Genomic DNA, 24,789 nt, shown 5'->3' on the forward strand with positions numbered 1-24,789 from the left:
AATCAATGGTTGATAGCATGGTATATGATGGTTTAACAGATGTATTTAATCAATATCATATGGGTATTACTGCTGAAAATTTAGTAGAGCAATATGGTATTTCAAGAGAAGAACAAGATACATTTGCTGTAAACTCACAACAAAAAGCAGTACGTGCACAGCAAAATGGTGAATTTGATAGTGAAATAGTTCCAGTATCGATTCCTCAACGTAAAGGTGAACCAATCGTTGTCACTAAGGATGAAGGTGTACGTGAAAATGTATCAGTTGAAAAATTAAGTCGCTTAAGACCAGCTTTCAAAAAAGACGGTACAGTTACAGCAGGTAATGCCTCAGGAATCAATGATGGTGCTGCGATGATGTTAGTCATGTCAGAAGACAAAGCTAAAGAATTAAATATCGAACCATTGGCAGTGCTTGATGGCTTTGGAAGTCATGGTGTAGATCCTTCTATTATGGGCATTGCACCAGTTGGCGCTGTTGAAAAGGCTTTGAAACGTAGTAAAAAAGAATTAAGCGATATTGATGTATTTGAATTAAATGAAGCATTTGCAGCACAATCATTAGCTGTAGATCGCGAATTAAAATTACCTCCTGAAAAGGTGAATGTTAAAGGTGGCGCTATTGCATTAGGACACCCTATTGGTGCATCTGGTGCTAGAGTTTTAGTGACATTATTGCATCAACTGAATGATGAAGTTGAAACTGGTTTAACATCATTGTGTATTGGTGGCGGTCAAGCTATCGCTGCAGTTGTATCAAAATATAAATAATAAGAAAACAGGTTATCACAACAGTATTGATTACATGTTGGCATAACCTGTTTTTATTTGTTTATGGATTTATTGGGTAATATTAGTCATTTGATGGTTTAATTGCAAATGCTCTAACAGGGAACCCAGGTGCATCTTTTGGTTTAGGGCTGATAGCGTAAATGATGGCGCCACGAGTTGGTAATTGATCTAAATTAGTTAATAACTCGACTTGGTATTTATCCTGACCAAGAATATAACGTTCGCCAACTAAATCACCATTTTTTACAACGTCCACAGATGCATCGGTATCGAATGTTTCATGACCAATAGCTTCAACACGGCGTTCTTCAATTAAGTACTTCAAAGCATCTAATCCCCAACCCGGTGCATGTTGTTGTCCGTTTGCATCTTTGTTTTCAAACGTTTCAATATTAGGCCAACGTTTTGACCAATCGGTACGAAGTGCAACAAAAGTGCCAGGTTCAATAGTACCATGCTCTTTTTCCCATGCTTCTATATGCGCACGTGTTACGATGAAATCATTGTTATTCACTACTTCTGTTGAAAAGTCTAATACAATTAACGGCAATACCAATTCTTTTAAATCAATGTCTTCTAAATAACGTTTATTCTCGACAAAGTGAATTGGTGCATCAATGTGAGTACCATATTGCGTTACAATATTCCAACGTTGCACATAGAAACCATGATCTTTAACCGTGAATAAAGTTGAAACTTCGCCTTTTTCAAACTCACTAAAACGTGGTATTTCTGGATCAAATGTATGCGTTAAATCAACCCAAGTTGCTTGTTTTAAAGTATTTAATTGTTGCCATAAAGGATATTGTGTCATAAAATCACCCGTTTTTAGTTTATTATATGATAAATGCTGCGATTATTCTTGGCGTTTAGCTCTAACGGCATTAACAAGTACAGTCAATGCATCTTTGACTTCTTCTTCTTTTCTTGTTTTCAAACCACAGTCAGGGTTTACCCAGAATAATGAGCGGTCGATTTGTTGTAGTGAACGATTGATTGCTGTAGTAATTTCTTCTTTTGTTGGAATACGTGGACTATGAATATCATATACACCTAGACCAATACCTAAATCATAATTAATATCTTCAAAGTCTTTAATTAAATCACCATGGCTACGAGATGTTTCAATTGAAATAACATCAGCATCTAAATCATGAATAGCATGAATGATTTGACCGAATTGAGAATAACACATATGTGTATGGATTTGAGTTTCATCACGAACTGAAGACGTTGCAAGTTTAAATGATAATACAGCATCCTTAAGATATTGTTCGTGATATTCAGAGCGTAATGGTAAACCTTCACGTAATGCAGGTTCGTCAACTTGGATAACTTTGATTCCTGCAGCTTCAAGTGCTAATACTTCTTCGTTGATTGCTAAAGCAATTTGATCTTGAACAACTTTACGTGGTAAATCAACACGTTCAAATGACCAGTTTAGAATTGTTACAGGTCCAGTTAACATACCTTTAACTGGTTTATCTGTTAAGCTTTGTGCATAAACTGTTTCATCAACAGTTAAAGGCGCTGTCCATTTTACATCACCATAAATGATTGGTGGTTTTACGGCACGTGAACCATATGATTGCACCCAACCGAATTTAGTCACTAAGAAGCCTTGTAATTTTTCTCCAAAGAACTCAACCATGTCATTACGTTCAAATTCGCCATGAACTAATACATCTAAACCTATATCTTCTTGAATTTTAATCCATCGAGCAATTTCATTTTTTAAGAATGTTTCATATGCTTCGTCTGTAATGCGTTTGTTTTTCCAATCTGCACGGTATTTTCGAACTTCTCGGCTTTGTGGGAATGATCCAATCGTTGTTGTTGGTAAATCCGGTAAGTTCAAACGTTTTTGTTGTTGTTCAATACGTTGCGCGAATGGTGATTGTCTTGAAGTACGCACGCTTTCGAAATCATAATCTAAGTTTTTGAATGATTGATTTTGGAAACGCGCATAACGTGCTTTTAATTTATCATATTTAACACTATCGTTTTGATTAAATAGGCGACGCAATGCATCTAATTCGTCTAATTTTTCAGTTGCAAAGCTTAAGCCTTCGCCAACACTTGTATCTAATGTTTCATCATCTAAAGATACTGGAACATGTAATAATGAAGATGATGGTTGAATGACAAGCTCATTAGTGTGTGCTAACAATTTATCGATTAAGACTTTTTTAACTTCAATGTCACTTGCCCATACATTACGACCATCAATAATTCCAGCGTATAATGTTTTTGATTTATCAAAATCTCCTGCTTCAATTTGTTTAAGGTTATAGCCATTATCATGGACAAAATCTAAACCTAAACCACCAACAGGTAAAGAACTTAAGAATTTAAGATGTGCACGTTCGAAGTATGTTTGTATGACTAATTTTTTAGCAATACCAGCTTTTTCAAAATAGTCATAAGCTTCACGTGTAATATTTTCATAGCTTTCACTGTCATCTGTAACTAAGATTGGCTCATCAACTTGAATGTACTCAGCACCTGCATCAATTAATGATTCAAACACTTCTTTATAAAGTGGTAATAACGTTTTAACTTTTTCTTCAAAAGTTTGGTGACCGCCTTTTGATACTTTAACAAAAGTAATCGGACCAACAATGACAGGGTGAGCGTTAACGTTTAAAGATTGGGCATATTTAAAGCGATCTAATAATACGTTGCGACTCACTTTAGGCTCAACATTGTTCCATTCAGGTACGATGTAATGATAGTTAGTGTTAAACCATTTTATAAGTGCACTTGCAACATGGTCTTTATTACCGCGAGCAATATCAAATAATAAATCATCATCGATAGTTCTACCTTGGAAACGTTCTGGGATGATGTTGAATAATAATGACGTATCTAGAATATGGTCATACAAAGAGAAATCACCAACTGGGATGCTATCTAAATGATAGTACTTTTGTAATAATAAATTTTCTTTATGTAGATCAGTTAATGTTTGATCTAATTCTTCTTTAGAAATCTTCTTCGCCCAATAACTTTCGATGGCTTTTTTCCATTCTCTTTTTCTACCTAATCTTGGGAATCCTAAGTTTGATGTTTTAATTGTTGTCATAATATTGCCTCCTTGTGAGCAGTAATAGATTTTGAGTATGCTGCAAGTTCTAATGAATCTTCGACATTTTGAAACGGTGTGATAATGTATAAACCATTAAAATATTCATGAACAGTATCGATTAAATCCTTTGAAAGCTTAAGACTTAGTTCTCGTGTTTTGGCTTTATCATCTTTAACTGCTTCAAATTGTTGTAAAATTTCATCTGACATCTTGATGCCTGGCACTTCATTATGCAAAAAGAGTGCGTTTTTGTAACTTGCGATAGGCATAATGCCTATGAAAAATGGTTTGTTCAAGTGCTTAGTGGCATGGTAAATTTCAATGATTTTCTCTTTGCTGTACACGGGTTGCGTTATAAAATAAGACATTCCGCTTTCTATCTTTTTCTCTAGTCGTTTTACGGCGCCATCTAATTTTCGAACATTAGGATTAAAGGCGCCAGCGATGTTGAAGTGTGTACGTTTCTTCAGCGCATCACCGTCAGTATTAATACCTTGATTAAATCTTAGAGCGAGTTCAGTTAATCCTTTAGAATTAACATCATAAACATTTGTTGCACCTGGTAAGTGACCAACTTTTGAAGGATCACCAGTTATGGCCAATATTTCGTTAACGCCAATAAGTGATAATCCAAGTAGATGGGACTGCAAGCCGATTAAGTTTCGATCTCGACATGTAATATGTACGAGCGGTTCGATATTGTAATATTGCTTAATTAAGCTAGCAGCAGCGATGTTACTAATTCGGACAGTCGCTAATGAATTGTCGGCTAGTGTTACGGCATCTACATTAGCTTTATCAAGTTTAGCGATATTTTCAAAAAATCTATCCGTGTCTAAATGTTTTGGTGTATCCAATTCGATAATAACGGTTGGACGTTCTTGAACCTTAGATGTTAATGATTGTCTAACTTTATTTTGAGATGGATTGAAAAGTGCTTTCGTTGGTATCGGAATCACTTTTTTGTCATTAACAGGTTTAAGTGTCTGAATAGATTCTTTAATAAATTTGATGTGCTCAGGCGTTGTACCACAGCAACCACCAATTAAACGAACACCTTCGCGAATTAGATTTTGAGCAACTTGACCGAAATATTGTGCATTGTCACTATACTTAAATTCACTATTTTCAATGTCTAATAAGCTGGCATTTGGATAACAAGATAAGTATGCGTGCTCTGGTAATTCAATATGTGAGAAAGACTCTTGCATATGGTGTGGGCCATGATGACAATTGAGTCCCACGATGTTTGCACCACATTGAACGAGTTGTTTTAATCCTTCATTGATTGCCTGACCATTAACTAAGTAATTTGTGTTTGAAGCTGTTAATTGAGCAATGATTGGAATGTCGTATTTCTTTCTCGTTCGTGAAATGACATTTGTTAGCTCTTCTAGGTCGTAATATGTTTCGAAAAGTAGCGCGTCAACGCCTTCTTCAATTAAGGTGTCTATTTGAATTTCAGTATGATAAAGAATAGTTTGTAAGCTGATATCCTCTTGTTTGATACCTCTAAACCCACCAACTGTGCCTAATATATACGTATCTTTATTTGCTGCTTTTTTTGCGATGCGAACGGCGGCTTGATGTATTGCTTTAACTTTATCTTCGAGACCGAATCGTTTTAACTTTTCAAAATTTGCACCATAAGTATTGGTTTGAATGACATCAGCACCAGCTTCGATATATGAACGATGAATACGTTCAACTTTATCTGGATGGCTAAGGTTATATGCTTCTGGACAGGTGTCTAAACCTTCAGAGTATAAAATGGTTCCAATAGCGCCATCAGCTACTAAAACATTATCTTTCAATTGTGTGAGGAATTGACTCATTGAATGCCTCCTTTAATGCGTATTTGATGTCTGCAATGAGTTCATCAGGATCTTCGAGACCAACACTTAATCGGAATAGACCGAAAGTGATACCACGTTCTTGTCTCACTTCTTCAGGTAGTGCAGCATGTGACATCGTTGCTGGATGTGAAAGTATCGTTTCAACACCGCCCAGACTCACTGAAACGAGTGGTAATGTCAGTGCATCGACAAATTGTTGTGCTTTAGACTCATCAGCTAAACGAAAGCCAATAACGGCACCGCCATTTTTAGCTTGTTCTAAATGATCAGCAGTAAGTCCCGGATAATAAACTTCTGAAATTTCATCTTGCTTTATTAAAAATGACACGATTTTTTGAGCGTTTTCGACAGATTGTTTAAATCTGATTGGAAATGTTTTTAAATGTTTAGCAAGTGTCCAGCTATCTTGAGCAGATAACATATTGCCTGTACCATTTTGTATTAAATAAAGAGCTTCACTAATTGCCTCATTATTAGTAATGACAGCACCAGCAATTAAATCGCTATGTCCACTTAAAAATTTTGTAGCACTATGAATGACAATATCAGCGCCAAGTAATAAAGGTGATTGACCTAACGGTGTCATAAATGTGTTGTCCACAGCTACCAGTAGTTCATGCTTTTCGGCTATTTTAGAAACAGCTTTGATATCAGTAATTTTAAAACAGGGATTCGATGGTGTTTCGATATAAATTAATTTTGTGTTTGATTGAATGGCACCCACGATTTGTTCGAGCTTGGTAGTATCTACGGTTGTAAATTCAATATTAAAACGATTCAAAATTTGCTCAGTGAGGCGAAAAGTACCGCCATATACATCATCAGGTAAGATGACATGATCACCAGATTTGAAAGTCAAAAGTACTGATGAAATAGCAGCAATACCTGATGCAAAAGCAAAAGCGAATTTTCCCTGTTCTAATCGTGCTAACTTCTCTTCTAAAAGTTCACGGTTAGGATTGCCACTTCGTGCATAATCATATTTAACATCGCCACCAAGACTTGTTTGATGGAATGTTGAAGAATCATAGAGTGGTGGGTTAGCTGAATGATATTCCACACCTCTACGCCAATCGAATATCACTTCTGTCTCTTTTGAAAGTGTCATACAATCTCTCCAATCTGAGCTTTATCTAATGCTTGGATGATATCGCGTTCGATGTCTTCATAATTTTCAACGCCTAGTGATAAGCGGATTAAATACTCATCAATGCCACGTTTATCTTTTTCAGCATCTGGCATATCAACATGTGTTTGTGTGTAGGGGAAGGTTACTAATGTTTCAGTGCCTCCTAAACTTTCTGCAAAAATACAAATATCTAAATTTTCTAATAATTTAGCGACGCTATAGGCCTTGTTAAGTCTTAAACTAAGCATGCCAGTTTGCCCGCTGTATAGTACTTCGTCAATTGCTTGAAGTGACTGACATTTTTTAGCAAGTTTTTTTGCGTTTGATTGTGCCCGCTCAATGCGTAAATGCAAAGTTTTAAGTCCACGTAACAACAAATAACTATCTATTGGTGAAAGTGTTGCGCCAGTCATGTTGTGAAAATCAAACAACTGTTGCGCGAGTGATTCATCTTTGACGGTTACGACACCTGCTAGTACATCGTTATGTCCACCAATATATTTCGTAGCTGAATGTAAGACTATATCAGCACCTTCTGCTAATGGTGTTGAAAGATAAGGTGTTAAAAAAGTATTGTCGATAATTGACAATAAGCCTTTAGCTTTACAAAGTTGATAGTACGGCTTTACATCAATAGCAATCATTTGTGGGTTAGATATTGGTTCAATGAATAATGCAACTGTTTTATCAGTGATTTCTTTTTCAACTTGCTCATAATCTGTAAAATCAACGTACTTAAATTTGATATCGTATTGTTGCTCGTAAAATTCAAACAATCTAAATGTGCCACCATATAAATCGAATGAAACTAAAATTTCATCATGAGGTTTAAATAGATTACATATTAATTGAATGGCTGACATTCCACTTGATGTAGCGAATGATGCAATACCATGCTCAAGCTTGGCAAAACAGGTTTCAAATGTTGAGCGTGTAGGATTTTTAGTACGTGTATAATCAAATCCTGTCGATTGTCCTAGTTTTGGATGTTTGTAGGCAGTAGATAAATGGATTGGATTCGCTATAGCACCGGTTGAATCATCAGTTAATGTGATTTGGGCTAGCTGTGTATCCTTCATATTAAGACCCTCCTGTAAGATAAAATAAAAAAGCTTCCGTCCTTCGTACCCGAATGAATCGGATAAAAAGGACGAAAGCTAATGTTTCGCGGTACCACCTTTATTTATTATTCCATCGCTGAAATAACCTTATTCAGTACGCATTAAAAGTAAATATGCTTACTGAACAATTATCACAATTAAAGTCGTTAAGTTAGGATATAGTAATATGATATCCCATACTTATTAACAAAAAATCGTGCGTAAAGAATCCAGTACGCCATTTAACATCAATGTTAATACTGTATCGCTATAACGGGCGAACCCGTAGACACCTCATATTGGCATCAACACTCCAAGGCCATTTTCAAACACGCTTTCAAAATCTTCTCTCAGCTACTAAAGACTCTCTGTATAAGCAGGGTGTGTTTTACTTTCCTCTTTATTGTGTTTAAGTTTCATTAAACTGTTATAAGATATTAATTAGCTTACAGAGGAAAAAAAGATTTGTCAACAATTATTCAGAAAATTTTGATTTAAAAGTTAATTTGTTTGTGAAATTGTAATTCATATCTTGGAGTTGAAAAATGAATTATTTTTTAAATAAAGTGTGATTAATGGTTGTCTGACTCATTTAGAATACATAAAATATATTTAACTGTTGTTATCAAATAAAAAGTGATGTGAGTGAATTGTCAAAAAGTGAAGATCAACGTATTACTAAAACAAAAGATGAACAAATTCAACAAATAGATATCTCGGATATCAAACCGAATCCTTATCAGCCTAGAAAAACTTTCGATGAAAACCATTTAAATGATTTGGCAGATTCGATTAAGCAATATGGAATTTTGCAACCAATTGTGTTAAGAAAAACAGTTCAAGGTTATTACATTGTAGTTGGTGAGAGAAGGTTTAGAGCTTCGAAAATTGCTGGTCTCAAATATGTATCAGCGATTATCAAAGATTTAACAGATGAAGATATGATGGAACTGGCGGTCATCGAAAATTTACAACGTGAGGATTTAAATGCGATTGAAGAAGCTGAAAGTTATCAACGTTTGATGACAGATTTGAAAATTACACAACAAGAAGTAGCGAAGCGATTGAGTAAGTCGCGCCCGTATATAGCGAATATGTTGAGATTATTACACTTGCCGAAAAAGATTGCTGACATGGTAAAAGACGGGCGACTGACAAGTGCACATGGACGTACGTTGTTGGCTATTAAAGATGAACAACAAATGCTTAGGTTAGCGAAACGGGTTGTTAAAGAAAAGTGGAGTGTTAGATATTTAGAAAACCATGTTAATGAATTAAAAAATGTTTCGTCAAAGTCTCAAAAAGACAAAGTAGATATAACTAAGCCTAAATTTATAAAGCAACAAGAACGACAATTGCGAGAACAGTATGGCGCAAAAGTAGATATATCGATAAAAAAATCAATCGGCAAAATCTCATTTGAGTTTGATTCACAAGATGACTTTGTGAGGCTAATCGAACAATTAAATCGTAAGTATGGAAAATAGTTACACAATTTTATATAATAACTCTTTGCGAATCTGTCGATATATCAATACGTACGTACATCTTTTTGAAGATGATGCGACTTCAGTAGGTTGGAAGAATGCAATAATATTAATAAAATTATTTAATACTATATAGAAGGGAGTAACGCTTATCATGAATCAAGTCATGAATATTATTTCATCTCTATTTGAGCCATTAACGAAAATAGAAACATATGAAAATATTGCAACTAAAATCGCTATGATTGTTATTTATATTATCGTAGCACTTATAGTGATTAAAATACTGAATAAAATGATTGAACAGGGATTTAAGATTCAAAATAAAAGTAAGAAGAGTAACAAAAAGCGCTCTAAAACTTTAATATCACTTGTTCAAAATGTAGTGAAGTATATCGTTTGGTTTATAGTTATTACTACGATTTTAAGTAAATTTGGCATTAGCGTTGAAGGTGTTATTGCAAGTGCTGGTGTCGTAGGTTTAGCAGTAGGTTTTGGAGCTCAAACCATTGTTAAAGACGTTATTACTGGATTTTTTATTATATTTGAAAGCCAATTTGATGTAGGTGATTATGTTAAAATAAACAACGGTGGTACAACTGTGGCAGAAGGAACGGTTAAATCAATAGGACTTCGTTCAACACGCATTAATACAATATCTGGAGAACTTACAATCTTGCCAAATAGTAGTATGGGTGAAATAACGAATTATTCAATTACGAATGGAACAGCAATTGTTAAAATTCCAGTATCTGTAGATGAAAATATTGATAATGTCGAGAAGAAATTAAATAAATTATTTACATCTCTGCGTAGTAAATATTATTTATTTGTAAGTGATCCTGTTGTGATTGGTATTGATGCCTTTGAAGATACTAGAGTAATATTAAGGGTTTCAGCAGAAACAATACCAGGTGAAGGTTTCTCTGGTGCACGTATTATTCGTAAAGAAGTACAAAAAATGTTTTTACAAGAAGGTATTAAGACACCACAACCAATAATGACACCTTTTAATCATAGTGAAAACGGTGTTTAGTAGTTTATAATACATGGAGGTCATATTTAATGGCGTCAAAATATGGAATAAATGATATAGTAGAAATGAAAAAACAACATGCGTGTGGAACCAATCGTTTTAAAATTATTAGAATGGGTGCTGACATTAGAATTAAGTGTGAAAATTGTCAACGAAGCATCATGATTCCACGTCAAACGTTTGATAAAAAACTAAGGAAAATCATCGTATCTCAAGATGATACACAAAGATAGGAGAATGATTCATGGCTTTAACAGCAGGTATCGTTGGCTTACCCAACGTTGGTAAATCAACATTATTTAATGCAATTACAAAGGCGGGTGCCTTGGCAGCAAACTATCCATTCGCAACTATAGACCCAAACGTAGGTATTGTAGAAGTGCCAGATGCAAGACTACTTAAATTAGAAGAAATGGTTCAACCTAAAAAAACATTACCCACTACATTTGAATTTACAGATATTGCCGGGATTGTTAAAGGTGCCTCTAAAGGTGAAGGTTTAGGTAATAAATTCTTATCACATATTAGAGAAGTAGATGCAATTTGTCAGGTTGTTCGTGCTTTTGACGATGATAATGTAACACATGTAGCTGGTCGAGTTGATCCGATTGATGATATCGAAGTTATTAATATGGAATTAGTACTTGCGGACTTAGAATCGGTTGAGAAACGCTTGCCTAGAATTGAAAAATTGGCACGTCAAAAAGATAAGACTGCTGAAATGGAAGTGCGCATTTTAACAACTATTAAAGAAGCTTTAGAAAATGGTAAACCCGCTCGTAGTATTGACTTTAATGAAGAAGATCAAAAATGGGTGAATCAAGCACAATTACTGACTTCTAAAAAAATGCTTTATATCGCTAATGTTGGTGAAGATGAGATTGGTGATGACGATAATGACAAAGTAAAAGCAATTCGTGAATATGCAGCACAAGAAGATTCAGAAGTAATCGTAATTAGTGCAAAAATTGAAGAAGAAATTGCTACATTAGATGATGAAGATAAAGAAATGTTCTTAGAAGATTTAGGTATCGAAGAACCAGGATTAGATCGATTAATTAGAACAACTTATGAATTATTAGGATTATCAACATATTTTACTGCTGGTGTGCAAGAAGTACGTGCTTGGACATTTAAACAAGGTATGACTGCACCTCAATGTGCTGGTATCATTCATACTGATTTTGAACGTGGATTTATCCGTGCCGAAGTAACAAGTTATGATGACTATGTACAATATGGTGGCGAAAGTGGCGCTAAAGAAGCGGGCAGACAACGATTAGAAGGTAAAGAATATATTATGCAAGATGGCGATATCGTTCATTTCAGATTTAATGTATAAATGATATAGTGAAGTTAGTTAAATATTGGATAGACAAAAGAGGCGGAATTAATCATTCGCCTCTTTTAATTTTATTTATGATTTATTAAAAGAATGGAATAATTTTACTCGCGTTAATAATATCTTGAGTGCTGAAAAATTGTTTACCTTCGCCGGTATAAGCGGGCTCTAAAACAAGATTTGCTTTTGCACAATAAAGCCATTCAGGATGAATGCCACTACTAAGTATCTCTTGGAATTCTTGAAAGTCTTTAGACCAATCAATATTTAAATTCATTCCTTACCACCTCACAACCATTATAGAACATGTGTTCGATTTTGTGAAGTGTATTTTTTAAAATAGCATAGAAAATTTCAAATGTATTAATGTCAAAAATGATATGAAGAGTAGTTTGAATTATTATTGTAAAAAGTAATGGCACATGATATAATTCTTTATTGTGAGTAATGAAAATTATTCCTTGCTTATCTGTTTTAAGATTGATAAGCCGTATAGACCACAAGGAGGTGCAAATATAAAATGAGAACATATGAAGTTATGTACATCGTACGCCCAAACATTGAGGAAGATGCTAAAAAAGCGTTAGTTGAACGTTTCAACGGTATCTTAGCTACTGAAGGTGCAGAAGTTTTAGAAGCAAAAGACTGGGGTAAACGTCGCCTAGCTTATGAAATCAATGATTTCAAAGATGGCTTCTACAACATCGTACGTGTTAAATCTGATAACAACAAAGCTACTGACGAATTCCAACGTCTAGCTAAAATCAGTGACGATATCATTCGTTACATGGTTATTCGTGAAGACGAAGACAAGTAATAATTAGAGGGGGCGTTTAAATGCTAAATAGAGTTGTATTAGTAGGTCGTTTAACGAAAGATCCGGAATACAGAACCACTCCCTCAGGTGTGAGTGTAGCGACATTCACTCTTGCAGTAAATCGTACGTTCACGAATGCTCAAGGGGAGCGCGAAGCAGATTTTATTAACTGTGTTGTTTTTAGAAGACAAGCAGATAATGTAAATAACTATTTGTCTAAAGGTAGTTTAGCTGGTGTAGATGGTCGCTTACAATCCCGTAATTATGAAAATCAAGAAGGTCGTCGTGTGTTTGTTACTGAAGTTGTGTGTGATAGCGTTCAATTCCTTGAACCTAAAAATGCACAACAAAATGGTGGCCAACGTCAACAAAATGAATTCCAAGATTACGGTCAAGGATTCGGTGGTCAACAATCAGGACAAAACAATTCGTACAATAATTCATCAAACACGAAACAATCTGATAATCCATTTGCAAATGCAAACGGACCGATTGATATAAGTGATGATGACTTACCATTCTAATAAAAATTAACGAAATTAAAGCGAAAAAATTATCAAAGGAGGCACACAATCATGGCAGGTGGACCAAGAAGAGGCGGACGTCGTCGTAAAAAAGTATGCTATTTCACAGCAAATGGTATTACACATATCGACTACAAAGACACTGAATTATTAAAACGTTTTATCTCAGAACGCGGTAAAATTTTACCACGTCGTGTAACTGGTACTTCAGCTAAATATCAACGTATGTTGACTACAGCTATCAAACGTTCTCGTCATATGGCATTATTACCATATGTTAAAGAAGAACAATAATATTTAATTTATTATAAAACCCCGTAAGCATAGGCTTATGGGGGATTTTTTATGCTTTGGGATATAGAAAAAGGGCAAAAAGGATGATGTGAATGTTTTGTGTTCTGGATTTGCACAAAGATATGTTTATATTGCAAAAATAATATGAATTTAGATTCATAAAAAAAGAACTACGCATTTTAAATAAAATGCATAGCTCTTCTTTTTCTTGCATACGAATTAAAATAACTCGCGAGACCTATAAGTCTCTTTCCTCACTAGATAGTTTATACTTTTGGTCTGTTGAAGTCAATAATTTTATCTAAAGCTATAAAAAATCTTTTGATAGCTAATGCATTATTATAATAGCTTTCGTTTCTTTTATATCGCTTTTGAAGTTGGTCCAAATCGTGATATCTTGCTTGGATAATTGCATTACTACAAACTTGATTATGTAATTCTAGCGTAGCGAAAGTATCTATGAAATTTTTTATTCCGAACATGTTTCTAGATATGCCTATATTATTCCCTTTTTCAAATAAATATTGAGGAGATCTACTGTCATAATTTAGATTTGCTATGATGGGTTGGTTATGAGCTGATTTGTTTCTTATATTTTTAACTAAAGGCATTAAAATATTAGCAACTCTCAATTCTTCGTCATTGTACTTCTTGTAATAGAAGTTGAGAAACGAAACGAATTGACCTAGTTGCATGAATTCAATGCAAACCCATGCGGGTGGATTTTGATAGTATTTATTCAACTTTACGGGTAGTTGCCCTCTTTTATTCATATGCTTGAATATTTCGTTTTTATTTTTGATTTTGGTTTCCATAACTTCTTCTGGTGTTCTTGAATTTGTGTCAAAATTTGAATTGTTATATGATTTATCAATACATAAGAACTCATCTATTATTTTATAACCATCTTCTTGGTTATTTTCTGTTATTAGTTTTAAGACTAGACACTTTAAACTATGTTCAATATCTAAAGTTAAATGCAACATTGTGTATCTTAATTTCATATCTATAGTTGCTAAATCTGATAAATAAGCAAATTCTATGAAATAGCCGCCATTCTTTTTTTCGAAATTTTTTCGGAAATAAGCTAGTTTGAAGAAGTAATTATTTTTTCTAAGAATTTCATTTGCTTTTTCGGTGTCAATAATATTAAAAAATATATTCATCTGTTTTAATTTCGCTATTTGCTCATCAAAATTGAGCATAGGCTTAATTTCTGCTAGTGTATCATCTTTTTCCAATATTAACTCCCCAATCATTCAAATTTATTCATCATATCTTTCGCCATCTGATTAGTAACATGTGTGTATATCTCTAGATTTTTTTATAATCTGAATGACCTACATGCTCTTGCATTGCTTTTAAGTTAATTCCTAATTGAGCAAGTGTAGATATATGCGAATGATGTAATGTTTGCGTTGTTATAGGTTTCTTAATAGGACTAATATCAGCGCCCCCCCTTTAATAATGTGGCTAATTTTGTTCGAGTCGATAGGGCTACCAGCCGTATTTGTGAATATGTACTCTCTATCAATAAACTTATCATTCCAAGCATAAGTGTTCTTAGTAAGTCGATGCTTTGGGTAGTGAGCCCTATGGCCTTATAGCTATTACTTCTTTCAGTTGTCACTTTTACTCCAGATGCTTCCATTTTTAATCAGTTATCCAATTAATTGTACCATCGATATCTAGCGTTTTATCTTCATAGTTTATATGTTCTTTCTTTATTGCAAATAGCTCACCGATACGCATGCTATTAGCAATTTGAAACTGTACCATAGCTTTTACCATTTTATAATTACGTTTTCTCGTTGGATATTTTTATACTTAATTACATAGTCGAAACAATCCAGTAACTCCTTATCTTCATTATCTTCTAAAGTGTTATTACGTTTAGCTAGTAACGCATCACTATAGGGATATCTATTTTATCTATTACACATATAACTTTGAATTGCTTACTATTTTAAATTAACAAATTCTATTCTCTTAGATTTAGTCCAATTATGTGTAGACGATTTATAGTTATTAAATTCAGAGTGGTAGCAAATTAAAGTTAATCAAGAGTTAAGATGAATTTAATTCATGAACACGTCTATTATTTTTATAATTGTAGCAAATAAAGCTTTACATCAAGGAGGTAATTAAATATGTTCAAAAAATATGACTCAAAAAATTCAATCGTATTAAAATCTATTCTATCGCTAGGTATCATCTATGGGGGAACATTTGGAATATATCCAAAAGCAGACGCGTCAACACAAAATTCCTCAAGTGTACAAGATAAACAATTCCAAAAAGTTGAAGAAGTACCAAATAATTCGGAAAAAGCTTTGGTTAAAAAACTTTACGATAGATACAGCAAAAATACAATAAACGGAAAATCTAATAAATCTAGGAATTGGGTTTATTCAGAGAGACCTTTAAATGAAAATCAAGTTCGCATACATTTAGAAGGGACTTACACAGTTGCTGGCAGAGTGTATACACCTAAGAGGAATATTACTCTTAATAAAGAAGTTGTCACTTTAAAAGAATTGGATCATATCATAAGATTTGCTCATATTTCTTATGGCTTATATATGGGAGAACATTTGCCTAAAGGTAACATCGTCATAAATACAAAAGATGGCGGTAAATATACATTAGAATCGCATAAAGAGTTACAAAAAGATAGAGAAAATGTAAAGATTAATACAGCTGATGTGAAAAATGTTACTTTCGCTCTTGTGAAAAGTATTAATGACATTGAGCCAATTTAAAATTAAGTTGAATTTAGTATATAAAGTGTTTTATCGATAAAACTTTGGAAGTTAGGTAACTAAAGATGCCTAGCTTTCTTTGTTATGACCCCTAAAGCGAGGATATAGAAAATTACTTATTGATGTTTATGTCGAAACCTACAAAAATAATTCGTCTTTATTTTTATATTAAAGAGCCATATATGCGCTATTAATCAATACATTTACCTTAAAATCTATTCCGGAGTTATAATTATAGTACTTTTAATAAAGAAGGGAAAGAAACACAATTAATGTATACTGCTACATTTGATATTAAACCGAATAGATGCTTGAAAATTATACATAAAGGTCATCATGTAGAAGTCTTTGAAGAAGTTTAAAAGGGGCAAGTATCTAAAAAAGCATTAGACAAATTGAGTCAACAATAGTGTGCTTATATAGTATATAGCAAGGCTCTTTTTAAAAATGAGTACGAACGAAAGTAACGCATGACGATTAATTTAAAAATATTTGTAATAATTATGAATAGAATTAAAGGCAAGGGGTAATACATTCTATATAGCATTTAAGCTTTTGTTAAAAGTTTCAAAAAAATAGGAAGAGAGAGTGATATTATGAAATTAAAATCATTAGCAGTGTTATCTATGTCAGCGGTGGTACTTACGGCATGTGGTAATGATACTCCAAAAGATGAAACAAAGTCGACAGAGTCAAACACTAATCAAGACACTAATACAACAAAAGATGTAATTGCATTAAAAGATGTTAAGACAAGCCCAGAGGAAGCTGTGAAAAAAGCAGAAGAAATATATAAAGGTCAAAAGTTGAAAGGAATTTCATTTGAAAATTCCAATGGTGAATGGGCTTATAAAGTGACACAACAAAAATCAGGTGAAGAATCAGAAGTACTTATTGCTGATAAAAACCAAAAAGTAATTAATAAAAAGACTGAAAAAGAAGATACAGTAAATGAAAATGATAACTTTAAATATAGTGATGCCGTAGATTACAAAAAAGCTATTAAAGAAGGACAAAAAGAATTTGATGGTGATATTAAAGAATGGTCACTTGAAAAAGATGATGGAAAACTTGTTTACAACATCGATTTGAAAAAAGGTAATAAAAAGCAAGAAGTTACTGTTGATGCTAAAAACGGTAAAGTATTAAAGAGTGAACAAGAACATTAAAATGTTTCATTACAAGCACGACCGCAAAAAGTCTTAATTCATAATAATTAATAAAATACCCTCACAATACAATGCATATATCCTGTTTAATATAAAAGGAAATATAGCATACATATTGTGAGGGTTTGTTAATGTTAATATTTATTTATCCATGCGAATATCGACTTCTTCTAAATGTTTTTGATATTCTTTAACTTTACTTTCTAAAAACATTTCATATGGTGCATCAAAAAAGTCAGATAAGTGCATGGCATCTTTAAATTTAGGTTCATGGTGATGATTTTCCCATTCCCAAATTTGATGTGCTTCGTATTTAGTACCATATTTCTCATTTAATTGTTGTGCTAATTCATCAATTTCTAAATTATGTTTAGTTCGTAAGTTATATAAAATATGCATATTCATCGTTATTTAACCTCATTTCTAAGAATTAGTATCAAAGATGCTAATAATATGTGTATATTCTAGTCCTATAAGTTGAAATAATCAAGTTATGAATTTGGTAGAAATATTTAACTTTTTAATGTAGCTAAATGCAAAAGAGGATAGCGATAGCTACATTGAATAAAATTAATATTCAATTATAACTTTGAAAAATATTTGGAGAAAAATAATTTGGATTTGTTTTAGAAAGGTGAATAAAGGGTACTACTTAGAATAACGCAAATATATAGAAAAAGGAGACTGAGAATTATGTTTGGATTTATTGGAATGTTAATTGTCGGTGGCTTAATTGGATGGGCTGCTGGTGGTATTATGGGTAAAGATATCCCAGGTGGTATTTTAGGAAATATTCTTGCTGGTATTATTGGATCATGGGTAGGTGGAAAATTATTCGGACATTGGGGTCCTGAACTAGGAAGCATTTACATCTTACCAGCGTTAATTGGTTCAATTATCTTTATCGCAATTGTAACGTTAATTTTAAGAGCTATGCGTAAATAATAAAATATTCAAGTAAGTTGAATTGATATAAAGATGGCATTCAGTTGTCATCTTTTTTATTTGCGTGAAAACGTTTGATATGTATTATAATATTTGAAAATGTAGGAGAGATAGGATTAAAAAGTAATAAATTGATATGAGGGAATTTTGGAAATAAAAAAGGATGACGTTGGGTTGCGCCATCCAGGAGTATTATGTTCATGAATATAAAAGACTGTGTAGTCATTTAAGAACTACACCCATATAGTAACACATCATTTGATTAAAGACAATACTATTTTCATTATTATTTATTTTAAAAGCAAATTAATTTAATATTATTAGAAAAATATTGAGAAACATCATTTCCATTTGATTATTAGCAATGTTATGGTAAATATGGAATTTAGAAGAAGAGGAGTAATAACATGACGATTTATTTAGTTAGACATGGAGAATCGAAGTCGAATTATGATAATAAACATTCACGATCATATTTTTGTGGTCAATTAGATGTGCCGTTAACGAATACTGGCAAAGAAAGTGCAGACGATTTATGCCAGTATTTTAAAGGGAAAAATATAGCGCATGTATATGTGTCAGACTTATTAAGAACACAACAAACATTTGAACATATTTTTCCATATGACATTCCATCTACGACAACACCTTTATTAAGAGAACGTTCATTAGGAGTGTTCGAGGGTGAATATAAAGATGATGTTAGTGTTAATCCGAAATATGAAAAATATTTTAATGATCCTAAGTTTAAAGATTTTCGTCATAGTTTTTCTCAAAAAGCGCCTGAAGGAGAAAGTTACGAAGATGTATATCAACGTGTTTCACATTTCATGAATCATGTTGTTAGTGAAGATACTAAACAAGATGATATCGTCATTGTTGCACATCAAGTTGTCATTCGTTGTTTAATGGTTTATTTTAATAACGTTTCACGGGAAGAAGCTGTGGATTTAAAAGTTGAAAATTGCAAACCATATATCATTGAATAGAAGTATAGAGGTTCTGAAAAGCTGTGTTTTATAGCGACCTTCAGAACCTTTTTTGTATTTGGAATTTAATGGGAATCATTCTTATTAACAGACTTACTACCAACAGCTAATGTGATAATTGCGCTTACGAACAAAATAATTGATGTAACAAATGACGCTACTGTAAAAGGTGTAAATTGGGTGAGTGATAATATCAATGACAAAAAGAACCAAGAGATAGCCCCTAGAAATTGTAAAATAGCAGAAGAAATTCTAAAACTCATATGATCGAATATGGCTAAAACAAGTGCGGGTAATGCGACTAATATCATCATAATGACGTTGAGAGTAAATAAATATGGTTGTTCGAAAGTTATTGTGTTTGGTCCTGTTGGATGCATGGCTGCTAAAAACAAGCAAACAATCGTTGATAAAATTGATAAAATAATAAAAGTAATTCGAACTTTCATAATGACCATCCTTTGTTTATAAAGTCAATATAAGTATGAAATATGTTAGATATATAGTCAAATGCGTCAACTAATGGGTGATTTTGGCATTGTTAGAGAATTTAAGACCGATAAAAATAAAAGGCACCAAACAGTAATAGGCTGTTTGATGCGCAGAGGGTGGCTTTGGTTAAAATGCTTTGTCATAAAATTTTCCTAAAGATGAAGAACTTTTATCAATGGTAGCTAATGTTTGGTGGAGTGTTATATGCAAGGACGATAACATTCCGTTATTTATCGATGACATCGCTATTGATACCTTTAGATTTTAAGAAATCTTTAATTTTATCTTGTTGCTTTTTATTAACGTCTCCAGCATATTTTGTTGGTACGTCGACCACATTGATTTTATTTTGTGGTTGATAATTAAGCTTTTCGATATCTTCATCGACATTTGCGATAGTGCTATTTAATGCCTTGAAATAATTCATAATTAAACCGACAGGCTTTTTATATTCTTTAGGGATATTATTTTCAGTTACAAATTTCTTGAAATGTAAGTCGTTTTTAACAGCTAAATTAGATAAGTGACTAAGTGTTTCTGCTTGTTTTTCAGTTACTTTAGTTTGACTGTCAATTTGTTTGTCGAGTTTGTGTTGCATAATATATTTGTTATCAAGTATATCGCTATTTACAGACAAATACTTTTCTATAGCTTGCTTCATCTCTGCATCGCTAATATCACTATTTTTCTTATCTGAGCTAAAGATATCTTTTGTTTCTAATTTTTTGGCGCTTTTAGGTGCATGGATGCCAGTACTAGAATGATGATCTTCGTTATCAGATTGATCGGACGCGCAACCTGTAAGTATTAATGTCGATGTTAAAAATGTACTTAGTAGTAATCTCTTTTTCATAATGTAATATAACTCCTTAGTTTATCTTTAATTGAAAAAATATGTATTCATGTTTAATAGAGTAACATTGAATTAGTTTGGAATGTCACGATGACCTTGCAATGACCATAGACGTAAATGATTACGTGCATGAGTTGCTTTTTCTATCAATAATGCGTCGTTTTGAACGTTGTTAAGGATAGCATTATCTATAAATAACTGCATAATTGGTTGTATCAATTTAGACGTAGGTATCGTACGTAAAAGCATAATGATTTCATTCACATACTTTTCCTTCTCAATATCATTTGCCATATTGATTTGTTTGCGTAGATAACTAGTAAACTCTTTAATTGCTTGATCAGATTTCAAATAGTGATGTCTATCATAATAGATTAATTCTTCAACAGAAGCTGGTACATAGTAGTCTTCATCAGAAATATCAATGCCTGACGCCTCAGTCTCGTCAACATCAAATAACACAGGGTGAAAGACAAAGTCATCTTCGATATAATATAGCTCAGTACCAGCTAAAGTATCTAAACTAAATTGCAAATCTTCCATACTAAAAGTAGCGTCATAAAATCTTTGTGTGAGATATAGTAGATGATTAGTTGATAAAATACCATACAAGTTTACAGCGCCAAGTATAATACGAAGAGGCAAAATATCTTTTTTATCTATTAGTCCTTTTTTAATCTTAGAAATCAATTGAGTGATTGTATCATTTCTTGAGCTATCTGTTGTACCAAAATCTTCAAAGTCATCATCTTCATCATATAGTATATCGAAGTGAGGTTCTTCATCCATCATTGATAATTCTATCGCATTTTCAAAATCTGCTAAACTATGCTTAATCGTTTGCTCATCAACAAATTCATTGATAGCTTTCTTTATATCGCCATCACCGATTTGATTCACGTAGTTTTCAATATGTTTACGCACTTCATTTGGTAAAATGAGACAATCATACTCGAAGTCATAATAATAATAGAAATGAGTAATTAAAAATGTGTCAGGATTCATCAAATGAATGTTTTCAAATGTAATTAGTTCATTGTTTAATCGATAGTTATCATCACCTTCAAGTATGCTAGCAAGAATACTAAACTCAAATAGGGAAGCATTAGAAAACACTTGTCCAATGATATGATTATTATTGAAAAATGCTGTCATAATCAATTCAACAAGATTGTGCTTATTTTTATTTGAGAATCCTTTGATACCATACTGTCTGCAAATTGATTTTAGCTCGTCATTAGTTTTTAATAGTAAAGCCTGTTCTAATGTGACGTCGTTTAAACGCGTGTGTTGTCTTACACGAAATACTTCATCATTTAAATGCATATGGTCTATTGTATCTAATGCTTCGAATTCACCATACGCACTATCCAGTACTTCTGAATTGATATATCTTAAAAATAAATTATTCACAAAGAACGCATCTTCGTTAATTTGAATAACAAAACCTAGGTGATTTGTTAGCTTTAAAATATTAACCTCATGGCTATTTATAATTGTGATAGGGTTACCCTTAGATATTATTTTTTCTACAAATCTTTGTTCTGCTTGATCCATATCATGATAAATCTTATGTAAATTTTCAGGACGTAAAGCATGCATCGTAATTTCAAATCCTTCTTTGTCGTTCGGTAAATTAAAATATTCGCATGCATTTTGTAATTTTCCAGGGGATATAAAATGAACATCAAGCATTGCTACACACCTCGTTGTATATTTTAAGTTTATCATAACATGATTTTATACCAGGATAAAAAAATAACAGCATCTTAACAAATGTAAGATACTGTCAGTGAAGCGATTTAAACTTTAGTTTCTGATAATATAGTCAAAGGCATTTAATGCTGCATTTGCACCAGCGCCCATTGAAATTATAATTTGTTTGTTCTTCTGATCTGTGACATCGCCAGCAGCGAATATACCAGGTACGTTGGTATTATTGTTACGATCAATAACGATTTCACCACGTTCGTTTAATTCAACAGCATCTTTTAACCATGATGTGTTTGGAAGTAAACCAATTTGAACAAAGATACCATCTAAGTTAAGTAGATGTTCTTCGCCGGTGCTCATGTCTTCGTAACGTATACCTGTAACATGGTCTTCTCCGACAACTTCAGTAGTTTTGGCATTTGTTTTGATATCAACATTTGATAAAGAACGTAAACGATCTTGTAACACGTTGTCTGCTTTTAATTCGCTAGCGAATTCGAATAATGTAACATGATTAACGATACCAGCAAGGTCAATTGCTGCTTCAACCCCAGAGTTACCGCCACCGATAACTGCTACGTCTTTATTTTCAAATAGAGGTCCGTCACAGTGAGGGCAGAATGCAACACCTTTATTAATCAATTGCTCTTCACCTGGAATATTTAGCTTACGCCAACCTGCACCAGTAGCAATAATGACTGTTTTACTTTCTAAGATAGCACCGTTTTCTAGCGTAACTTTAATAGATTCGTCAGTTTTTTCGATGTCTGTAGCGCGAATGCCTGTCATTGCATCAATGTCGTATTGATCAATGTGAGCTGCTAAGTTAGAAGAAAATTCTGAACCAGTTGTCTCTTTAACAGTAATGAAGTTCTCAATACCAGCAGTATCATTTACTTGACCACCGATTCGATCAGCAACGATACCAGTACGTAAACCTTTACGTGCTGTATAAATGGCTGCACTACCGCTAGCAGGGCCACCACCAACGATTAAGACATCATAAGGTTCTTTATTTTCAAACTCAGATGCATCTGCAGTACTGCCTAATTTAGAAAGAATGTCTTGAATTGTCATGCGACCATTGCCGAATTCTTCACCATTTAAAAAGACAGCAGGAACTGCCATGATGTTTTCAGATTCTTCACGGAATACTGCACCATCAATCATAGAATGCGTGATGTTAGGATTTATCACACTCATTAAATTAAGTGCTTGAACAACATCAGGACATTTTTGACATGTTAAACTGATGAATGTTTCGAAATGATATGAACCTTCTAAGTTTTTAATTTGGTCAATAATTGATTGTTTTTCTTTAGGTGCACGTCCACTAACCTGCAAAATTGCTAAAACAAGAGAGTTAAATTCATGACCTAATGGAATACCTGCAAATGTTATACCTGTCTCTTCACCAGGGCGATTGACTGAAAAACTTGGTGTGCGTTTTAAAGATTTTTCAGAAAGTGACAGTCTAGGTGACATGTCAGTGATTTCTGTTAATAAATCTTTAAGTTCTTTGGATTTATCATCTGAACCAAGGCTGGCAACGAATTCAACGTTGCCCTCCATTAGTTCTAATAGTTGTTTAAGTTGTTGTTTTAAATCAGCATTAAGCATGGTTGTAATGCCTCCTTAGATTTTACCTACTAAATCTAAACCAGGTTGCAATGTTTTAGCGCCTTCTTCCCATTTAGCTGGGCATACTTCGCCAGGGTTTTTACGAACGTATTGAGCTGCTTTGATTTTGTGAGCTAATGTACTAGCATCACGGCCAATACCGTCAGCGTTAATTTCAGATGCTTGTACAACACCATCTGGATCGATAATGAATGTACCACGTTGAGCTAAACCAGTAGCTTCATCTAATACATCGAAATTACGAGTGATTGTTTGTGATGGGTCACCAATCATAGTGTAAGTAATTTTGCTGATTGCATCTGAGTGGTCATGCCATGCTTTGTGTACGAAATGTGTATCAGTTGAAACTGAGAATACATTTACGCCTAATTTTTGTAATTCTTCATATTGATTTTGTAAGTCTTCTAATTCAGTTGGACAAACGAATGAGAAGTCAGCAGGATAGAAACATACTACGCTCCATGAACCTTTTAAATCTTCTTCTGTAACTTCTTTAAATTGATCTTTTTTTGGATCAAAAGCTTGCGCTGTAAATGGTAAGATTTCTTTGTTAATTAATGACATAAATATCTTCCTCCTAAGAATTTAAGTATGAATTAGAACTATTATTTGATTTCGCTTAATTATAATAATTCTAATCTCTTAGTTAGCATTATTACATTTTGATTCGGAATAGTCAACTGGATAACTTTGTAAAGTGAATGATTACTTTTAAAATACTCTAATATATTATAAAGTGCTTTGAGTATGGATTTTAT

26 protein-coding genes, 2 pseudogenes and 1 other annotated feature are annotated in these 24,789 nt (G+C 33.1%); of the genes and pseudogenes, 13 read left to right on the forward strand and 15 right to left on the reverse strand.

The window, feature by feature from the left end; genetic code table 11:
* Positions 1-773 (forward strand): acetyl-CoA C-acyltransferase (locus CD116_RS05265; protein WP_240625086.1); only part of this gene is annotated, 773 nt, incomplete at its 5' end.
* Positions 774-855: 82 nt separating this feature from the next.
* Here CD116_RS05265 and CD116_RS05270 read toward each other — a convergent pair.
* Genes CD116_RS05270 through CD116_RS05290 form a run of 5 tightly spaced genes read right to left on the reverse strand, consistent with a single transcriptional unit; the run spans position 856 to position 7,946 of the window.
* Positions 856-1,608, reverse strand: coding sequence for a cyclase family protein (locus CD116_RS05270; protein ID WP_047548664.1), 753 nt, complete (start codon positions 1,606-1,608; stop codon positions 856-858).
* A 42-nt stretch (positions 1,609-1,650) separates the two neighbouring features.
* Positions 1,651-3,879 carry a 5-methyltetrahydropteroyltriglutamate--homocysteine S-methyltransferase gene (gene metE, locus CD116_RS05275; protein ID WP_047548661.1) on the reverse strand — a complete coding sequence of 743 codons (2,229 nt, stop codon included), beginning with the start codon at positions 3,877-3,879 and terminating at the stop codon, positions 1,651-1,653.
* Positions 3,876-5,717, reverse strand: coding sequence for a bifunctional homocysteine S-methyltransferase/methylenetetrahydrofolate reductase (locus tag CD116_RS05280; protein WP_047548659.1), 1,842 nt, complete (start codon positions 5,715-5,717; stop codon positions 3,876-3,878). The genes metE and CD116_RS05280 overlap by 4 nt, the downstream gene beginning before the upstream one ends.
* On the reverse strand, positions 5,686-6,846 hold the full coding sequence (gene metC / locus CD116_RS05285; RefSeq protein ID WP_047532258.1) for a cystathionine beta-lyase MetC: 1,161 nt from the start codon (positions 6,844-6,846) through the stop codon (positions 5,686-5,688). The genes CD116_RS05280 and metC overlap by 32 nt, the downstream gene beginning before the upstream one ends.
* Positions 6,843-7,946, reverse strand: a complete 1,104-nt coding sequence (locus CD116_RS05290; protein ID WP_047548658.1) for a PLP-dependent transferase — start codon at positions 7,944-7,946, stop codon at positions 6,843-6,845. The genes metC and CD116_RS05290 overlap by 4 nt, the downstream gene beginning before the upstream one ends.
* Before the next feature lie 64 nt (positions 7,947-8,010).
* Positions 8,011-8,380: a binding site (T-box leader), on the reverse strand.
* A 228-nt stretch (positions 8,381-8,608) separates the two neighbouring features.
* Between CD116_RS05290 and CD116_RS05300 the strand changes: the two genes are divergently transcribed.
* The 4 genes from CD116_RS05300 (at position 8,609) to ychF (ending at position 11,832) form a co-directional block, all read left to right on the forward strand.
* Entirely contained in the window at positions 8,609-9,454 is an 846-nt protein-coding gene (locus CD116_RS05300) for a ParB/RepB/Spo0J family partition protein (RefSeq protein ID WP_047532254.1), read from the forward strand.
* Positions 9,455-9,608: 154 nt separating this feature from the next.
* The gene (locus tag CD116_RS05305; RefSeq protein WP_001077600.1) at positions 9,609-10,490 is read left to right on the forward strand and encodes a mechanosensitive ion channel family protein; all 882 of its coding nucleotides are present in this window, start codon (positions 9,609-9,611) and stop codon (positions 10,488-10,490) included.
* A gap of 29 nt (positions 10,491-10,519) precedes the next feature.
* A complete protein-coding gene (locus CD116_RS05310) occupies positions 10,520-10,723 on the forward strand; it encodes a DUF951 domain-containing protein (protein ID WP_047423892.1) in 204 nt (67 codons plus the stop codon).
* Between the two features lie 11 nt (positions 10,724-10,734).
* Positions 10,735-11,832, forward strand: a complete 1,098-nt coding sequence (gene ychF, locus CD116_RS05315) for a redox-regulated ATPase YchF (protein ID WP_001218732.1) — start codon at positions 10,735-10,737, stop codon at positions 11,830-11,832.
* 85 nt (positions 11,833-11,917) lie between these two features.
* Here ychF and CD116_RS05320 read toward each other — a convergent pair whose 3' ends face one another.
* A complete protein-coding gene (locus CD116_RS05320; RefSeq protein WP_047548654.1) occupies positions 11,918-12,109 on the reverse strand; it encodes a hypothetical protein in 192 nt (63 codons plus the stop codon).
* A 243-nt stretch (positions 12,110-12,352) separates the two neighbouring features.
* Between CD116_RS05320 and rpsF the strand changes: the two genes are divergently transcribed.
* Genes rpsF through rpsR form a run of 3 tightly spaced genes read left to right on the forward strand, consistent with a single transcriptional unit; the run spans position 12,353 to position 13,467 of the window.
* A complete protein-coding gene (rpsF, locus tag CD116_RS05330; RefSeq protein ID WP_001261460.1) occupies positions 12,353-12,649 on the forward strand; it encodes a 30S ribosomal protein S6 in 297 nt (98 codons plus the stop codon).
* Positions 12,650-12,669: 20 nt separating this feature from the next.
* Entirely contained in the window at positions 12,670-13,173 is a 504-nt protein-coding gene (ssb, locus tag CD116_RS05335; protein WP_000934799.1) for a single-stranded DNA-binding protein, read from the forward strand.
* Between the two features lie 51 nt (positions 13,174-13,224).
* On the forward strand, positions 13,225-13,467 hold the full coding sequence (rpsR, locus tag CD116_RS05340) for a 30S ribosomal protein S18 (RefSeq protein WP_000897044.1): 243 nt from the start codon (positions 13,225-13,227) through the stop codon (positions 13,465-13,467).
* 266 nt (positions 13,468-13,733) lie between these two features.
* Here the strand turns inward: rpsR and CD116_RS05345 are convergent, their stop codons facing one another.
* Together CD116_RS05345 and CD116_RS13705 are read right to left on the reverse strand one after the other, a co-directional pair.
* Positions 13,734-14,672: an Abi family protein gene (locus CD116_RS05345; RefSeq protein WP_078101678.1), complete on the reverse strand. Its 939-nt coding sequence runs from the start codon at positions 14,670-14,672 to the stop codon at positions 13,734-13,736.
* Positions 14,673-14,722: 50 nt separating this feature from the next.
* A pseudogene (locus tag CD116_RS13705) lies at positions 14,723-15,412 on the reverse strand (tyrosine-type recombinase/integrase); the annotation flags it as partial.
* Between the two features lie 205 nt (positions 15,413-15,617).
* On the opposite strand from CD116_RS13705, the gene selX reads away from it, so the two are divergent.
* The 3 genes and pseudogenes from selX (at position 15,618) to CD116_RS05370 (ending at position 17,398) form a co-directional block, all read left to right on the forward strand.
* Positions 15,618-16,229, forward strand: a complete 612-nt coding sequence (gene selX, locus CD116_RS05360; protein ID WP_047548644.1) for an enterotoxin-like toxin X — start codon at positions 15,618-15,620, stop codon at positions 16,227-16,229.
* A gap of 221 nt (positions 16,230-16,450) precedes the next feature.
* Positions 16,451-16,591 (forward strand): annotated as a pseudogene (locus CD116_RS05365) (DUF1093 domain-containing protein); the annotation flags it as partial.
* 234 nt (positions 16,592-16,825) lie between these two features.
* Positions 16,826-17,398 carry a PepSY domain-containing protein gene (locus tag CD116_RS05370; protein ID WP_047532306.1) on the forward strand — a complete coding sequence of 191 codons (573 nt, stop codon included), beginning with the start codon at positions 16,826-16,828 and terminating at the stop codon, positions 17,396-17,398.
* Between the two features lie 141 nt (positions 17,399-17,539).
* Here the strand turns inward: CD116_RS05370 and CD116_RS05375 are convergent, their stop codons facing one another.
* The gene (locus tag CD116_RS05375) at positions 17,540-17,803 is read right to left on the reverse strand and encodes a hypothetical protein (RefSeq protein WP_047548641.1); all 264 of its coding nucleotides are present in this window, start codon (positions 17,801-17,803) and stop codon (positions 17,540-17,542) included.
* 288 nt (positions 17,804-18,091) lie between these two features.
* Between CD116_RS05375 and CD116_RS05380 the strand changes: the two genes are divergently transcribed.
* Positions 18,092-18,343: a GlsB/YeaQ/YmgE family stress response membrane protein gene (locus CD116_RS05380; protein ID WP_047548639.1), complete on the forward strand. Its 252-nt coding sequence runs from the start codon at positions 18,092-18,094 to the stop codon at positions 18,341-18,343.
* Between the two features lie 40 nt (positions 18,344-18,383).
* On the opposite strand, the gene CD116_RS05385 is transcribed toward CD116_RS05380, so the two are convergent.
* On the reverse strand, positions 18,384-18,569 hold the full coding sequence (locus tag CD116_RS05385; protein WP_047532310.1) for a hypothetical protein: 186 nt from the start codon (positions 18,567-18,569) through the stop codon (positions 18,384-18,386).
* 181 nt (positions 18,570-18,750) lie between these two features.
* Here CD116_RS05385 and CD116_RS05390 point away from each other — a divergent pair, with 181 nt between their 5' ends.
* Positions 18,751-19,332: a histidine phosphatase family protein gene (locus CD116_RS05390; RefSeq protein ID WP_047548635.1), complete on the forward strand. Its 582-nt coding sequence runs from the start codon at positions 18,751-18,753 to the stop codon at positions 19,330-19,332.
* A gap of 65 nt (positions 19,333-19,397) precedes the next feature.
* On the opposite strand, the gene CD116_RS05395 is transcribed toward CD116_RS05390, so the two are convergent.
* The 5 genes from CD116_RS05395 to ahpC form a co-directional block, all read right to left on the reverse strand.
* Complete coding sequence (locus CD116_RS05395) at positions 19,398-19,781, reverse strand: hypothetical protein (protein WP_047548632.1); 384 nt, start codon at positions 19,779-19,781, stop codon at positions 19,398-19,400.
* 269 nt (positions 19,782-20,050) lie between these two features.
* Positions 20,051-20,677 carry an NDxxF motif lipoprotein gene (locus tag CD116_RS05400; protein ID WP_047532316.1) on the reverse strand — a complete coding sequence of 209 codons (627 nt, stop codon included), beginning with the start codon at positions 20,675-20,677 and terminating at the stop codon, positions 20,051-20,053.
* Between the two features lie 72 nt (positions 20,678-20,749).
* Positions 20,750-22,372 (reverse strand): hypothetical protein, encoded by a 1,623-nt coding sequence (locus CD116_RS13710; RefSeq protein WP_047548629.1) that lies wholly within the window; start codon positions 22,370-22,372, stop codon positions 20,750-20,752.
* 114 nt (positions 22,373-22,486) lie between these two features.
* Complete coding sequence (gene ahpF, locus CD116_RS05410; RefSeq protein ID WP_047548627.1) at positions 22,487-24,010, reverse strand: alkyl hydroperoxide reductase subunit F; 1,524 nt, start codon at positions 24,008-24,010, stop codon at positions 22,487-22,489.
* Between the two features lie 15 nt (positions 24,011-24,025).
* Positions 24,026-24,595, reverse strand: coding sequence for an alkyl hydroperoxide reductase subunit C (ahpC, locus tag CD116_RS05415; RefSeq protein WP_000052780.1), 570 nt, complete (start codon positions 24,593-24,595; stop codon positions 24,026-24,028).
* Positions 24,596-24,789 lie beyond the last annotated feature (194 nt).

Origin of the sequence: Staphylococcus schweitzeri (genome assembly GCF_002902405.1) — a bacterium.
Classification (GTDB): domain Bacteria; phylum Bacillota; class Bacilli; order Staphylococcales; family Staphylococcaceae; genus Staphylococcus; species Staphylococcus schweitzeri.